The organism is Leptolyngbya sp. AN02str (assembly GCF_050565595.1).
Taxonomy (GTDB): domain Bacteria; phylum Cyanobacteriota; class Cyanobacteriia; order Elainellales; family Elainellaceae; genus Kaiparowitsia.
This window is the reverse complement of sequence record NZ_JBNXVR010000017.1, coordinates 1-13,686: the sequence shown is the minus strand read 5'-3', so window position 1 is coordinate 13,686 and position 13,686 is coordinate 1. Positions and strand designations below refer to the sequence as shown.

13 protein-coding genes are annotated in these 13,686 nt (G+C 47.4%); 5 read left to right on the top strand and 8 right to left on the bottom strand.

Features of this window, described 5'->3' with window-relative positions; genetic code table 11:
* Positions 1-56: 56 nt before the first annotated feature.
* Entirely contained in the window at positions 57-1,919 is a 1,863-nt protein-coding gene (locus ACQ4M4_RS14355; RefSeq protein ID WP_430685186.1) for a hypothetical protein, read from the bottom strand.
* A 1,093-nt stretch (positions 1,920-3,012) separates the two neighbouring features.
* Between ACQ4M4_RS14355 and ACQ4M4_RS14350 the strand changes: the two genes are divergently transcribed.
* Positions 3,013-4,107 carry a hypothetical protein gene (locus tag ACQ4M4_RS14350; RefSeq protein ID WP_430685185.1) on the top strand — a complete coding sequence of 365 codons (1,095 nt, stop codon included), beginning with the start codon at positions 3,013-3,015 and terminating at the stop codon, positions 4,105-4,107.
* Between the two features lie 84 nt (positions 4,108-4,191).
* Here ACQ4M4_RS14350 and ACQ4M4_RS14345 read toward each other — a convergent pair whose 3' ends face one another.
* Both ACQ4M4_RS14345 and ACQ4M4_RS14340 read right to left on the bottom strand, forming a co-directional pair.
* A complete protein-coding gene (locus ACQ4M4_RS14345; protein ID WP_430685184.1) occupies positions 4,192-4,566 on the bottom strand; it encodes a DUF6788 family protein in 375 nt (124 codons plus the stop codon).
* Between the two features lie 203 nt (positions 4,567-4,769).
* Positions 4,770-5,687, bottom strand: coding sequence for a hypothetical protein (locus tag ACQ4M4_RS14340; protein ID WP_430685183.1), 918 nt, complete (start codon positions 5,685-5,687; stop codon positions 4,770-4,772).
* Positions 5,688-6,083: 396 nt separating this feature from the next.
* Here ACQ4M4_RS14340 and ACQ4M4_RS14335 point away from each other — a divergent pair, with 396 nt between their 5' ends.
* Both ACQ4M4_RS14335 and ACQ4M4_RS14330 read left to right on the top strand, forming a co-directional pair.
* A complete protein-coding gene (locus tag ACQ4M4_RS14335) occupies positions 6,084-6,773 on the top strand; it encodes an AAA family ATPase (protein WP_430685182.1) in 690 nt (229 codons plus the stop codon).
* On the top strand, positions 6,770-7,750 hold the full coding sequence (locus ACQ4M4_RS14330) for a ParB/RepB/Spo0J family partition protein (RefSeq protein ID WP_430685181.1): 981 nt from the start codon (positions 6,770-6,772) through the stop codon (positions 7,748-7,750). The genes ACQ4M4_RS14335 and ACQ4M4_RS14330 overlap by 4 nt, the downstream gene beginning before the upstream one ends.
* A gap of 401 nt (positions 7,751-8,151) precedes the next feature.
* Here ACQ4M4_RS14330 and ACQ4M4_RS14325 read toward each other — a convergent pair whose 3' ends face one another.
* From ACQ4M4_RS14325 to ACQ4M4_RS14305, 5 genes are all read right to left on the bottom strand, one after another.
* Positions 8,152-8,592, bottom strand: coding sequence for a hypothetical protein (locus ACQ4M4_RS14325; protein ID WP_430685180.1), 441 nt, complete (start codon positions 8,590-8,592; stop codon positions 8,152-8,154).
* A 383-nt stretch (positions 8,593-8,975) separates the two neighbouring features.
* Entirely contained in the window at positions 8,976-9,596 is a 621-nt protein-coding gene (locus tag ACQ4M4_RS14320; protein WP_430685179.1) for a hypothetical protein, read from the bottom strand.
* On the bottom strand, positions 9,589-10,068 hold the full coding sequence (locus ACQ4M4_RS14315; protein WP_430685178.1) for a hypothetical protein: 480 nt from the start codon (positions 10,066-10,068) through the stop codon (positions 9,589-9,591). Before ACQ4M4_RS14315 ends, ACQ4M4_RS14320 begins: the two co-directional genes overlap by 8 nt.
* Positions 10,069-10,205: 137 nt before the next feature.
* Positions 10,206-10,439: a hypothetical protein gene (locus tag ACQ4M4_RS14310; protein ID WP_430685177.1), complete on the bottom strand. Its 234-nt coding sequence runs from the start codon at positions 10,437-10,439 to the stop codon at positions 10,206-10,208.
* A 94-nt stretch (positions 10,440-10,533) separates the two neighbouring features.
* Positions 10,534-11,298: a ParA family protein gene (locus ACQ4M4_RS14305; protein WP_430685176.1), complete on the bottom strand. Its 765-nt coding sequence runs from the start codon at positions 11,296-11,298 to the stop codon at positions 10,534-10,536.
* Positions 11,299-11,698: 400 nt separating this feature from the next.
* Here ACQ4M4_RS14305 and ACQ4M4_RS14300 point away from each other — a divergent pair, with 400 nt between their 5' ends.
* Positions 11,699-12,811: an AIM24 family protein gene (locus tag ACQ4M4_RS14300; RefSeq protein WP_430685175.1), complete on the top strand. Its 1,113-nt coding sequence runs from the start codon at positions 11,699-11,701 to the stop codon at positions 12,809-12,811.
* Between the two features lie 357 nt (positions 12,812-13,168).
* Positions 13,169-13,504 carry a cytochrome c6 PetJ gene (gene petJ / locus ACQ4M4_RS14295; RefSeq protein WP_430685174.1) on the top strand — a complete coding sequence of 112 codons (336 nt, stop codon included), beginning with the start codon at positions 13,169-13,171 and terminating at the stop codon, positions 13,502-13,504.
* Positions 13,505-13,686: the final 182 nt, after the last annotated feature.

The following is a 13,686-nucleotide window of genomic DNA, read 5'->3' as shown; positions in this document are numbered from 1 at the left end:
CTGCATCAAGCGTTGCGCAGGTCAAAACAAAACCATCCACAGCTGGTTGCACAGGATTACTGGTGGCCAAGCTCATGGAGCCATTTGAGAAGCTCCTCATCGGTCAACAATGCTGGAGATCCCTTCCCAAATTGAGCCCGCACGCATTGGTGAATTTGTTCTGATGTCCATCGTAATCGGTCTAGGTGAGCTGCGATCGCACTAAAGACTTGGCGCAGCTCCTGAGCATTGGTAATGCGTCCTAGGTGAACCGGCGAGGTCGATTTGGCATCCGCCTCATCCGCCTCATCCGCCTCATCCGCCTCATTCACCTCATTCAATTGATGGTGAGTCGAGTCATCCTGCGTTTTGGTAAATAGCTGCTCAGCTTGAGGGAGCCAAGATTGCGCCTCAGCCATCAAAATTGAATCCCCCGATGACAAGTATTGCTGCATCCGGTCTAAGAAGCGCTGAGTTGCTCGTTTTTGGTGCAAGTATGCAACCTCTGCGGGAGGTTCATGCAGGGGTTGCGAGGCACTCGGGAAAGGTTGTTCTTTAACGCTCTTCACAGAATTACGAGCTGAGAGAATTTGAGAGGCTTGTTGATCTTTCAAACCCTTGATACATAAGGGATTACGGGCAGATAGCTCCAATAAGCTTTTGGTAGCTGGGACGTAATCTCTCAAAGATTGCGCCCCAGCACCATTCTTTAGTTGATCAGGGGGGTTTGGGGGGAATTCGGCATCATTCAGGTCAGGCTGATCCTCTGTTTGAAATTCTGTTGGGTGCCATAAATCCCGATGGCGATATAGAGTGCTGCCACCAATCCCAAATTGAACTAATGCTGAGAATCGAGCAGTTGCGGTAGCGGGTAGCGTTCCTGCATTAAGCATATGGGCGATCGCTCGGCGAATTTTTTCTCGAGCTCCTTTTGTTTGCTGTTCATTCCAAGACAACGTAGATGGCAGTGACCCTGCCGTATTTTTCAAAGGCCGAAGCCGTTGAGAGCTTGTACCGTATGGAAAATAGTGGCTTGCTTCCACAGCTCGGCCCCAATCCTCAGCTCGTTTATGAATCTCGTGCTGATGGCGGCACCACTGGGAGTAGCCGGGAAGCGTTGTTGCGATTTGGACAATTTTGCGGACTAGCTCATCTCCAGCTAGCGGAGCATGGTCACTTAAGAGATGGCCAAAAATATATTCCCGCATGGCAATGCGTCCCAAAAGACGATTGGTTTGACCATGACCACTCCACCCCGGCTCAATTTCAGCATTGAGATCATTCAGAAACTTCGTAGCCTTAGCAGAAACTGGATAAGCTCGACGTCGATACGTTTGTAATACCTGTTCAATCGTGTGGGTAGTCACGCTATTTTGGGAAGCACAAAAATGCCACTGCTTCACAAACGTATAGTGGGTTGTATGTACAGGTTCCCAATCTTGATTCAGAACATAAGAACCCGACTGCAAGGGCAAACGATGTGCTGCATACAAACGCGGACGGCTCCCAAGAATGTAGGGTTTTGCATCGGGAAACAGCTCTAACTGTCCAGGGGCAATCTTGAATCCAGCTACCTCAATTAAGGTTTGTACAGCTAGAGCGATCGCCGATGATTTTTGAGATTGTGAAAACGGCACATAGATATGAATACCCCCACTGTACGAACTCGACACCGCGATCGCATGGGTTATCCCTAGAGGCTCAAGAGCAGCCGTCAAACGTTTCAGAATGAATGGATCGTGAATGGGGTGATAACAGCTTTGTCTATCAATATCTAATAGGACATAAGCCGTTTCTGCTCCAAATCGAACCCCGTAAAGAAATGCTCCCTGCTCTATCAACCGATCTGACAGAGGGTGGCGCGTTTCGGTCTGCCACTCGGGCGGGTTTCCTGGTTGAGGATGAGGCGCATAAATATAGTCATACCGATGAGGGAACAATTGTAAAAAATCATTCCCCCACTCGGTAATCGGCCCAAACGAATTCAGTCTTAGAGAAGCGACGATAACTCATCACCTCCCTGATCAAGAGAAAGGACACTGGTAGGACACCCGTGATCCTCCCGCAGCACAAAGACACAAGAATCCATCACGATGCTGGATCGCTTGCTAAAATCTAGACACATGACTTTAGCTCCAACTTTTATTGGAGTGAACAAGTTAACCAGACCCCTTGGCCGACTGTGGTAGGGACGCCTAGGGGTCTATTTATGAAATCTCGCCCTGTCTGAATTGATTTGGCATCAGTTGCCAAAGCTGAATGACAGCTTAATCACTCAGTACATTCGTACAAGATTGCCTGAAGGTTAACACTGAAAATTTTGGTTCTCAAGAGGGCAAAACAGCCAATACGCGGGAGTTACAGATACCAGATACGCCGGAGTTACAGGTTTCTAGCGAGAGCCAAAGCCTTTGGGGATCACTGAGCATACGCCGGAGTGATAGGTCTTCAATACGGCGGAGTGACAGGTATATCTCTATGGCAAAAGTAAAAGCTAAATGAGCTTCATACGCGGGAGTTACAGGCTCTTTTTCGCTCACAATCCAGGCTTGTTATCAAGAACATTTGGCGCAAATGCTTTGAGGGTAAACGCTTACCTGAAACCCATACGCGGGAGTTACAGGCTGAATTTGTACGCCGGAGTGACAGGTCAACTCGTGAAAAACATACGCCGGAGTTACAGGCTTGTCTCAACCCATACGCGGGAGTTACAGGCTGAATTTGTACGCCGGAGTGACAGGTCAACTCGTGAAAAACATACGCCGGAGTTACAGGCTCTTGATCATGCTCCTATAACAGAGGTGGGAAGAGGACTATATCTAGTGTTCAATGCCGCTTGTGTAGAGCCTGCACCCATAGATGCTGGTTCACAAAGTTTTGGGAGGAGTGCACTGATCGCTAGATCCACTGCTAGAATTTGGGCAATCTCCTCAGGAAATGTGAATCCTGGTTGCTGGCTCGACTATCTGTGGGCCAACCATCTGTCGGCAAAAAGCTTATTGCACTGTGTTTTCAAGGATAGAGGACGCTAGGGTGAACAAATTAGACGATAAGGGATTTCCCGTTGATAGCCAGTTGCTGATGGTGTTGCCGAGGGCTGGAGCTTCCATCAAAAATCCAGATATTCGGCTACCGATTCTTCAAGCCGATGAAGATGGCTATTACCTTGAAATGCGGGTTGAGGCCGATCCCCAAGAATCAACAGAAGTGGCTGTGACTCGTCGAGTGCCATTGGAAGACCTGTCGAGTGAGGAGTGGGAAGAGCTCAATCGTCAGTATGCTGAACTTGATCTCAGTGCCTGTGTCGATCAAGGAATTAGCAAGGGACTAGAGAAGATTCAGGACCGTAAGCTACAACGCTTGTTTATGGCGTTGCTAACCTTCTTGAACCCTCGTCAGGTCTCGATTGTGCTTTATCTATATAAGCAAGCGGCACAACAAGGACGGGGGCCGTTGGTTCACTTTCGGTCCAACGATTTATTAGAGAGCTTGGGCTACACGCGCACCAAAGATGGAGGCTTTCCCTCAAAACTGCGATCGCAGCTCAATCGAGACTTGGTTGCCCTACACCGAACAGAGCTGGTTTTTGCCCAATCCTTGCGCAAGGGCAAAAATGTAGGGGCAAAGGTCACAATCAAGAGCGTATTGCGGATTAAAGACTATGAAATCGACAATATTCCACGAGACTTTGATTTAGCGAAAGCTGCTGACTATACTTATGAGTTGGCAGATGCCTATACGGTGTCGCTAGAGTTTTTTGAAGGTCCGGGGCGTACTGGTGACTACGTCTTGTTTGCAAATAATATCGACATTACCCAAAAGCTGGGGAGTAACGCCAAGAGTGACTATAAAACGAAGCTCTTGATGTATTTGGCAAGCCGTATGAAATGGGATAGCCCTGAAGACGGTAAATATCTAAAGATCTCGAAGCAATATCTATTTAAAAACTTAGATTTGCTGGGCAGCAACTCGTCTCGGAATAACCAGATTTTTTGGCGGACAGTGGATGAGCTGCGCGAGAGCGGCTATATCCTGAGTGCGCAGGAATTGCCTGGGAAAAAACGCAGCTCTGCGAGCATCCAATTTCAGATTAATCCTGAGCAATTAAGCTGTTCTTCTCCAGGTTAGATAGGCTGCTGTGCGATCGCAGTGTAGGGCAGTAGTTTTGAGCCGCTAGAGCAGCAGAAACGGCCTAGGAGCATCGTAGATTGTTCAACTCTTAGGCTCTGTACGACTGTCCTGTTTAGCCTTAGCTTCCCATGGAGCCCGTTTCCCAATATAGCGATTGTGCATCTTGCCTCCGTCTTTCCAATAGGCATACCAATAGGGGCCATGTCCGACCTCTGACAGCTCACCACTCATACATTTACATCCGGCTCGATAGCAGCGACGCTTTTCTTGCTGATATGTTTTGCCTTCATAATGGCGTGATTCGCTGCTGACTGGTTTGGCCACGGACTCTTGCAAAAGCGATGCTTGCTCATCCGCGATGACTGCACTCAGCCATATCAAAAGTTCTTGTTTTTGCTCTAAGCTGAGGCGTTTAAGAGTGGCGTGGAGCTTGGCAGGAGTTATCGGTCGAGTCATATCCGTTTTCTTGTGTAACTGGGAGCAATTTAAACTAAAGTTACACAAGATTGGCGCTATAGACAAGCGCCTCATCTCTGGTTTCGTCTGTCCTTTTACAGATGAGATCTAGAGGGAATGGCTGCCATTCGTCGGAGGAGCTTTAAGAGGCGCGGTCATGGTGCGATCGCGCGCTCTTCCCTAAAAATCGCGATCGCGATGGCTTATTCAGCGGGCTGTGAGACAGAGGGTGCGGGAATTTGCACATTCCCTGCTTGAACAGTCATTCCCGGTTGAGAATATAGCCCTTTTTCGGCGCGGATGCGATCGTTTTCTGTCTGGCGCAACCGAACTAATTCGGGGGTAATGCTGGCCGCTTCCAAACGGTTTGCCTCAGCTCGGGCCTGGGCTCGAATCACTTCAACTGCTGCATCGCCTTCAGCCTTTGCCCGGTTAGCCGCCGCTTCTGCTTCGGCCTGCTGGCGGCGAGCATTGGCGACTTCAGCATCTTGCCGAGCTTGAAAGGCATTGTTGATTGAGGCTTGAATGGCCTCGGGCAGAACTGGTGGAGACAGTAAAGAAACTTCCTTCAGTTCAATTTTGGGAAACATTTCGGTCAAACAATTGGTTAATGGTTCCTGAAAGCGTGTGGGAGCACTGGCAAATTCAACTGGGTTGCTCCCTGCAACTGCCTCGTTTGCGCAGTCTCGCAGTCCGTTTCTCAATGTTGTGGCTGAGAACACTTCAGGGGCCACTCGATACTTTTGAAAGAAGGAGTGAACAAACGTGTAGTTAGGGCGATCGCCACTGACCGCATCTGTCCTAAATCGATAGGTTACGCCTAAGTCAACCGTTGCACGAGAACCAGATAGAGAAAAGGGAATGGTTTGGTCGCCCTCGAAATTTAGGGTTTGGAAGAATACGGGGAACTCGTACAGCGTTTGAGTTACGGAGTTATAGGTAACTCGCCCGCCTGTGAAGAGCTGTGCATTCTCAACGCCTCGGGTTGCTTCACCACCGTAGTTATCAACCAGCAGAGCAACATTTCCTGGATCAACGCGATCGCCAATAATCGCAGAACAACCGCCCATCAGGGAACCCACCAGGGCAATGGCCAAAAGCGAGACACGGCTAGATTTCATTCTTTCAGCAAATCATGAATTAAGTACGGATTTAGAATCTCTGGGATAGTTGAAGACCTTTATCCAAGATATCAATACAGCTTTGACTGGTGTGATTTCGGATTGGGTGAGTGAACGATGGGATATCTGATGGGTTTCTAAAGAGCATGAACTTAGGTTTAGCTGCTGGCTGAATTATCACGACCTCGAAATCGTGCTGGATTGTCTAGAAGGAACGGTTTTTAAGGTCAGATAAAGTTCTGGTGTGCAGCACCTATGCCAAAACTAAAGAGGCTGCAAGGATGCCAATACAGAATTTTGGATATTAACCAAAACGTTTTGGTTAATATCCAAAATTCTGTGCCATGTCTCGTAAACGGTGATACTATCAAACCATAGGTTTTGGTTATTTAACTCATGCCCAAACTCAAAGCGGCCAAACCCTCAGAACTTCCAGCCAAACTTCCCAAAATCCTGGCGTTTGCCAACCAAAAAGGAGGTGCTGGGAAATCAACCGGCGCTGTGCATGCTGCAGATTGGTTTGTGCAACAAGGTATCTCTACCGTCTTAGTTGATGCAGACGGGCAGCAAAGTTCTTCCGCCTGGATTGCAGAACTCAAGTTACCGTATACCGTCATTAGCGATCCAGAGCTACTATTTGACGAATTACCTAAGCTGTCGAGTCACTATGACATGGTCATTGTCGATGGCCCTGGTAATGCTAATGAGGTGACAAAGGCGATTCTAATTCGCGCTGACCTCATCCTGATTCCCTGTCGAGATTCGATGATAGACCTGGCCAGTACAGGCAAGATTGTTCAGTTTGTTCGGCAGGCTAAAGAAATCCGATCCGGATCACCCTCGGCGGCTCTTTATCTCAATGCTGTAAAGGACAACACAATTCTGTTGCGAGAAGCGCAAGAAGCCCTAAATCAGGGAATTTTGCCGCTGCTGCATACAACCCTTCCCGATCGCCAGTGTATTAAAGATGCTCCGGGCCAAGCCAGCACTGTATTTCGGATGAAGGGAGGTGCGGCTAAGGCGGCAGCCCGTTGTTTTCATAATCTACTAACAGAAGCTTTAATGTTATTTGAGTCTCAATCATGACTACTCGTCGAAAACTCAAGGATGCGATCGCCCAAAGTGAAGAGCTTAGCTTTGTCTTTGGGCAAGCTGTTGTTCAGCAAATTACCCAAGCTGCACAGGAGGCCCAAGACCAAGTCGCTCTGCTTCAGTCTGTTCTTTGCACCTTTACCTTTGTGCCAGACGGTAACCCTGTGCGTCACTACTATGATCCTGATGAGCTGAACCAATGGGCGCACAACGATATTCAAATCAATGGTATCCGCTCTGCGTTGTGGGTTCGTCCCCATCCTTTTCAGCCGGATAAGTATGAGCTAGTCGCTGGGCTTCGTCGATACAAAGCGGCAGAAATCCTTAGGTTGGAAACAGTTCCCATCAAGGTCTTCAACTGGGACGACCGCACCGCGTTTCATGCGGCAATTTCAGAAAATGCAAACCGTCGCGATTTTAGTGCATTAGAAGAGCTTGATAATACCTTGCGCCTGCTTGAAATTCAGCTGGGTTGCAGCATGGAAGAAGCGGTCAGCTTGCTCTATCGAATGAACAATGCGGCTAAGGGCATTTCTAACCAAAACGTTTTGGTTAGCCCTGAAGCGGAAGTTGTTAAACAGGTCTTTGATTCGGTTGGGCGTATTACCTGGCAATCTTTTGTTGCGACTCGGCTGCCGCTGCTTAAGAAACCCCCAGAAATTCTTGCGAGTATTCGACAGGGAGATATTCACTACACCAAGGGAATTATTTTAGCCAGCGTGAAAGATGCAGAGACCCGTTTCCACCTCATTCAAGAAGCAACGGAAAAAGGGCTTAGTCTTTCCGAAATTAAACAACGAGTGAAATCGCTTACAAGTGAGGTTAAGGAAACCTCGAAACCAGCATTGCATCATCGCTTAACACAGGTCATGCAACAGGCGAAAAAGAATAAGCGGGTCTGGAAAAATCCAGACAAGAGTCAGCAGCTCGAAGAACTGCTCAGTCAAATTGAAGCAATCATTGCTGGTTGATAGGTTTACGCAATTCTACCTAATCTGCTGTGCGTGTGTCGGGTATCGAGGCTCAGCCCTCGGTACCTGACACACGTGCGTCAGGCTTAGTTAATAGAGCTTGCAGTGCTGTTGGGGCTGTAGTTGAGGCGATCGCCACCTTTCCAATACTGATCGCTCCAAGTGAAGAAGAAATACTTTGTGCGATCGCTTCAAGAACATGAAAGCCATTGATCTAAAGCTTTTGAGGGCTGATTTAACGATTAACTGAGCATGCTTTGTGAAAGTTTAGGCTGATGGTGCTGAATAGCTTTGAACCCCCCATGAGAGCGGTAAAAGTCATTCTCATGAGGGGTTTTCCATGATTTCTACATTGATAGAGCGCTTAGCGTTGTATCAATCACGGTATTAAGCAGGTAGCTTTACCATTGAGCATCTACGGCCAAAAGCTCGAACCCAGTAATCCGCATCGGGCTTTCAAAAGAGATCGGATAGTCAATTGTGGCAGAAGACCCTGGCGAAAGATGTCTCCAAACAGTGATGTCTGTTGTCTCGACCCTAGAGGTGCGGCCATCCGACCTGGTTACGCGCACGATCAGTTTTTCAACGAATACGGTTTGACGACCGACATTGGTTACCGTGCCTCCCCACCTTAGAAAATTATGATTGCCAAGACGCTGTCGGTTAATGATGAGCCCGGTAACCCGTATGGGCGAACTGCCTACTGCTGTAGAACTGATGCGGCTGGGCAGGGCCATGCAACTCACTACAGCATCTGTACAAACGGAAGGTTGAGTTAAACCATCCGATACTGGCACCATTGCCAAAAGCGAACTGGCAAGCAGGAGAGGAATGCGCTTCATGGATCTTCCTGTAAAATATAAGACTGATCACAGCTTTGCTACACAACCATCTAGAGGTCCCTGATGGGTTTGGAAGAAGCTAACCTTCTATGGTCAATTTCCCCAAAAATATCGGTCAAACCTGCGCATGTGGGTTGTGTGCTCAGTACAAAATACAACACATAACTCATAGTGGATTGAGTAAAATTGCGTAATGTCCATTTCACTCAATGTTGTTGCTGCTTGTCCGGAATGGATGTTGCGTGAGTTCTAATTCAGTTGAAAGCAGGCAGGAAATTCTATATCTGTTGATGCATCTGTATAGGTCGGCAGCAGGGATCTACTCAAACATCGTCACGACGAGGAGCGATCGCAGCATTTGGTCGTACCCAACTATTGAAACGTTATTTGGGATGAACGACAAAATTGGCCCTGTAAAAACTTTCGCTATCCGCCTCTTCTGGTTCTATTTCAACCTCAAACCCGCCCAACAAAATTCCCATCCAAATCTCAATCCATGGTGCATCCTTTAAAGCTATTTGCAGCTCATGAAAGGACATGGGTCTTTGTAAAACTGTACTGACTCGCCGTGCCCAGCCTTCAATATCCTCATGATGAGATAGTGAGAAAATCGTTTTTCGCTTGACTTCTGCCGATTCAATCCACTCTTCAATCGTCTTTTGAGGTAAGGGCTTGAGAGGCTTGTTGGGGTTGGCCTTCTGTGCCCTGTACCTAGGAATTGAGTGAGAAAAATTTTCGATTGGCAAAGATAAACTTTGTCGAAAAAAGTTAGAAAGGTCGATCGCATCTTCAACCACATCTGGACGCTCACAAGCTAAGGCATCAACTCTCATCCAAAATACTTCAGCAATTTGAGCGATGTAACGACCACCTTGCTCTAATTGTTGGTGATGGGGGAGGTCTACCAAAACGGCATCGAGCATGATGCACAATTCCCCAATGTTTGCTTCTCTTGGGTCCGCGATCGCATCCTTGATTGCAGCGTCTAACTCTTTGCTACTCATGGGTATGGGGGCAGGCTGGAATTGGACATTGGCTGATTGGGATCTCTTTTGGAGGGGGATCAAATTTGGCGATTCCGTAGCTTTCGGTTAGTTTTCCTAACAACTCTTGCAGGTAGGTTTGAATGTCTCTGCTGCGCATGCCAATCGTGTGTTGAGCCGCGATCGCTTCAATTTTTTGATTGCCTTGCCATATCTCAACCCCAATCGCATGAATTGGTTGATCTGCTCCATCACGTACCAATAAGAGTACCGCTCCATACGCCGTTGGGGACGGTAGCAAACCATCTTTTACCGCCAAGCCTTGTCGCCGTCGCCGCCGATTGTTGTCATCTCGATGACGGTAGTGGGATCTCCGACGATGGCACTTGCTAGGCTCCCAGCAACCGTCTCCTTCATCTCCATGGAGCGCGATCGCATCCTCCACACTAAGCTCTGCACACGCTACACACTTTCGATTGAGGCGTCTTGGCATAGTAATAATTTTGTAGTGTAATTTTAGTGTAATTCAGCATCATACAATATCCAAGTTCACGACAATGAATCCCATCGTAATCCTAAAGCGCTTCCGATAATCTGGATGAATGGAAATCCAGATTATCGGAAGCGCAATTATTCAAGATCTAGGTTGATTTCGACCCCTCGCTCGCTGAGCCACTGAACGAGAAGAGGGAGGATAACAGCACTTTGGTCAATTTCGGCATCTCCCGCCGCTTTCGCTTTCGCAATTTCCAGGTTCAGAGCTGCGTAGATCTCTTCAGGGACATAAGGATGAATTTGCTTCCAGCCCTGCCGTTTTTTGCCAACCGCCCTTCTTTTAGGTTCAACTGGTAATGCTGCGGGCATTTGCGGTTCTGGGCTATGCTGAGGACCCCATTCATCTTGTCTTGGAGGCACGCGCCTCTTTCCTGCTGTGCGTGCCCTTAGTCGTTCTAACGCATCACTCATTGATTGCCTCCACGATTGCTTGAAGTGGATACTCCAGATTTGGATAGCCCAATTCAGCTAATGATTTACCTTGACGAATTGCCCGCTTAAACTGCTCAGACTCCAGGATCGAAGGGAATAGGGCGATCTCTCGGTCTTGTGCAATCTCTTTCATTGCAGCCACATTATCGCGGCTCTCTTCTGTCTGATTTGAGCCTACCCATCGATCTCGAAATGGAACAATCCCAAGGATGCTGCCTCTAAACGCTTCGATCGCCTCCTGTTTGTCAACAAACGTTAGTGTTTCTAAGACTGAGTTTGTTCCTTTTGTCGTGGCTTCGGCTGGAATAATGAGCAGATCTGCGGCCCCCAGTGCCGTGACGGAAAGCTGAGATTTTGTGGGTTGCACGTCAATTAAGCAAAAATCAAAAATGTCCCGAACAGGTTTCAGCCTTAACCTCAAAATATTTGCGGACGCCCCTGAAGCCGCTAAAAAATCATTCACTTGGGACAGGGTTGTGTCTGAAGGCACGATAAATAGACCATCCGAAGCTTCAACAATGGCTTCTGCAATCTCGACACTCCCCTGTAACACCTCCAAAAGAGATGGTTCATCTCTGGCAAGCTCTGTCCCTGTGTAAAAGGTCAAGTTCGCTTGTGGATCTGCGTCAAGCACTAACACCTTTTTCCCCATCTGGTTCAGCAGACGAGACAGCAACAACGTTAGAGTCGTTTTTCCTTGTCCCCCACTTAGAGAAACTGCGACCACGATTTGCATGGCAACTTAAATTACTGGATTTCCGAATTATATCTAATTTAAGTGTTTAGCAATCCAAAAATTTGTTAATTTGAATTTTCAAATTAATCAAAATCTGTTAATCCTATCATTTGGATTGGCAACAATTTGGATGAATCGATTAGTGAGTGTTTTGGTTGAAGGCCACTCAAAGCTTTATATGGCAGGAGATTCTCGTGATCTCTTTTATGGCATGTCAGGAGATACTTTCTAGTTTGATGATTTGAATTTTTGAAAATTCGATAATCTAACCTTCTGAATTTGCGATAATCCGAATTTTTGAATCGCTGATCGTTTGGATTTGTGTTAATGTGCTGCATGCTCCAATGTCTGATGGCTACCGTGTGCCCTATGTTGGGGAGTAAGTATTAAGGAGAATCCTATGGCTGTCTTGTGGTACTACAAGCGAATGGGGCAGGAAGTTGGCCCTTTGTCTCCTTGTGATTTGGTTCAGGCTGTGATCGACGGCTTGATTGTTCCTGAAACCGAGGTTCGGCAAGAGCCAGGAGATTGGATGCTGGCCTCGAAAGTTAGTGGTTTGTTTGAGCGGGCCAAGCAACTCACTCAGACTCGTGCTTCGCAGGGTGACATGGTTGAATCCGAATCCGATGCGATCGCGCCTCTCTCTCCCTTTTCTGCAACGAGCAACGCATCTACTCAACTGGCTGCTCAAAGCTCAGAAGATGTGCTTCAGGTAATGGACGTGGCGAAAAATCATGGTTTCAAGGTGGAGGTATTGGCCTATCGCACGTTGTCTGGCTCTCACGATCCATCTACAGCTCAGACTATTTTCTTTGCAAACCAGGCTGGACTACGGCTAAAGCAAGTAAAGATTACGCTTCACAACAGTGAAGCCCAAATTGAAGCGGGAGCGTTGCATTTTATGCATGGCCGTTTAGAGATGGAAAACAAGTCGGGGGGGATGGCTGGCATTGGGAAAGCCATGCTGAATAAAATGCTGACCAGTGAGGTCGCGTTCAAACCTCGCTACCGGGGAACGGGTGAGCTTTACCTAGAGCCATCCTTTGGCCACTTCTTGATATATCAACTTCGAAATGAGGAATTGATTGCTGACAAGGGAATATTCCTCTGTTCGGAAGGACAATTGAACGTGGGAATTGCCATGCAAAAGAACGCCTCATCAGCATTTTTGGGAGGTGAGGGATTCTTCCAAACGAAGATCCAGGGGGACGGGATTTGCGTCTTTGAGTTGCCTGTGCCTGCCAAAGAGGTTCGATGTATTCAGTTGAAGAATGAGACATTGCAAGTAGACGGTAATTTTGCCATATTACGGACTGGTAATATTGAGTTTTCGGTTGAGAAATCAACGAAGAGTTTGTTTGGAACCTTGGCCAGTGGTGAGGGATTCCTGCAAACGTTTCGAGGAACGGGAAAGGTCTGGTTAGCTCCAACCAAGGGAATTTATCAAAAAATGCAGATGGGTGGTCTTGGAAGCCTCACTGCAATGCCAAAATCGTCCAGTACAACTACTTAACGATTAACGATCGCGTTCCTATCTTTAGTACGGTTTGGTTGAGCATTGGTATTCAATTGAGCATTGTAATAAGCCTCTTTGGTGAGTGGCTTGCTGTCTTTCAATCTAGCCTTGCTAACCGTATCCGGTCGATCATGCTCACCCTGTATGCTTCATGGCTTTGCATGCCCTAGGCATGTGAATGGTTGTTGTGCATGGGGGAATTTATTCTTGGTTCATAACAGCCATTTACGTACCACGGCAGTGAAACATAAGCATGCATTAAGCTGCTGTCATCTTTGACGCAGCGTCTTTTGACAGTTGAAAATGGGGTCATGAAAATGGGAAACAGTCCAGAGATCCGAGAGAGGTATTCCCTTGAAACGAATTTTGTGTGCTGTGCTGTTGCTCATCGTCACTGTATTTAGTTTTGCGCCATCTGTTCTGGCGGCTGACTTTTCCAATGGGGCTAAGGTTTTTGGGGCAAATTGTGCCTCTTGCCATATGAATGGACGCAACATGGTTAATCCAGCGAAAACGCTCCAAAAGGCGGATTTAGAAAAATACGAAATGGCCTCGATCGAAGCGATTCAGAATCAAGTTCGGAATGGTAAAAATGCCATGCCTGCATTTAAGGGCCGTTTGGATGATGTCCAGATCGAAGATGTCGCTGCTTATGTGCTAGACCAAGCTGAGCAAGGCTGGAACTCTTAGTTGGGTAGTTTGCCTATCCACGAAACGGTCGAGTACCATGCTCTTCTGCTACGAGAACCTGAGTTATGGATAAGAAAGGGAGGGACTGGATAAGCTGAGCTTTAAGAGAAACATCAGCAGAGCCCCTCCTATGACTAGTTTAGAAGAAGTGTTTTGTGACATCGACGACTTTTGCCAACGCT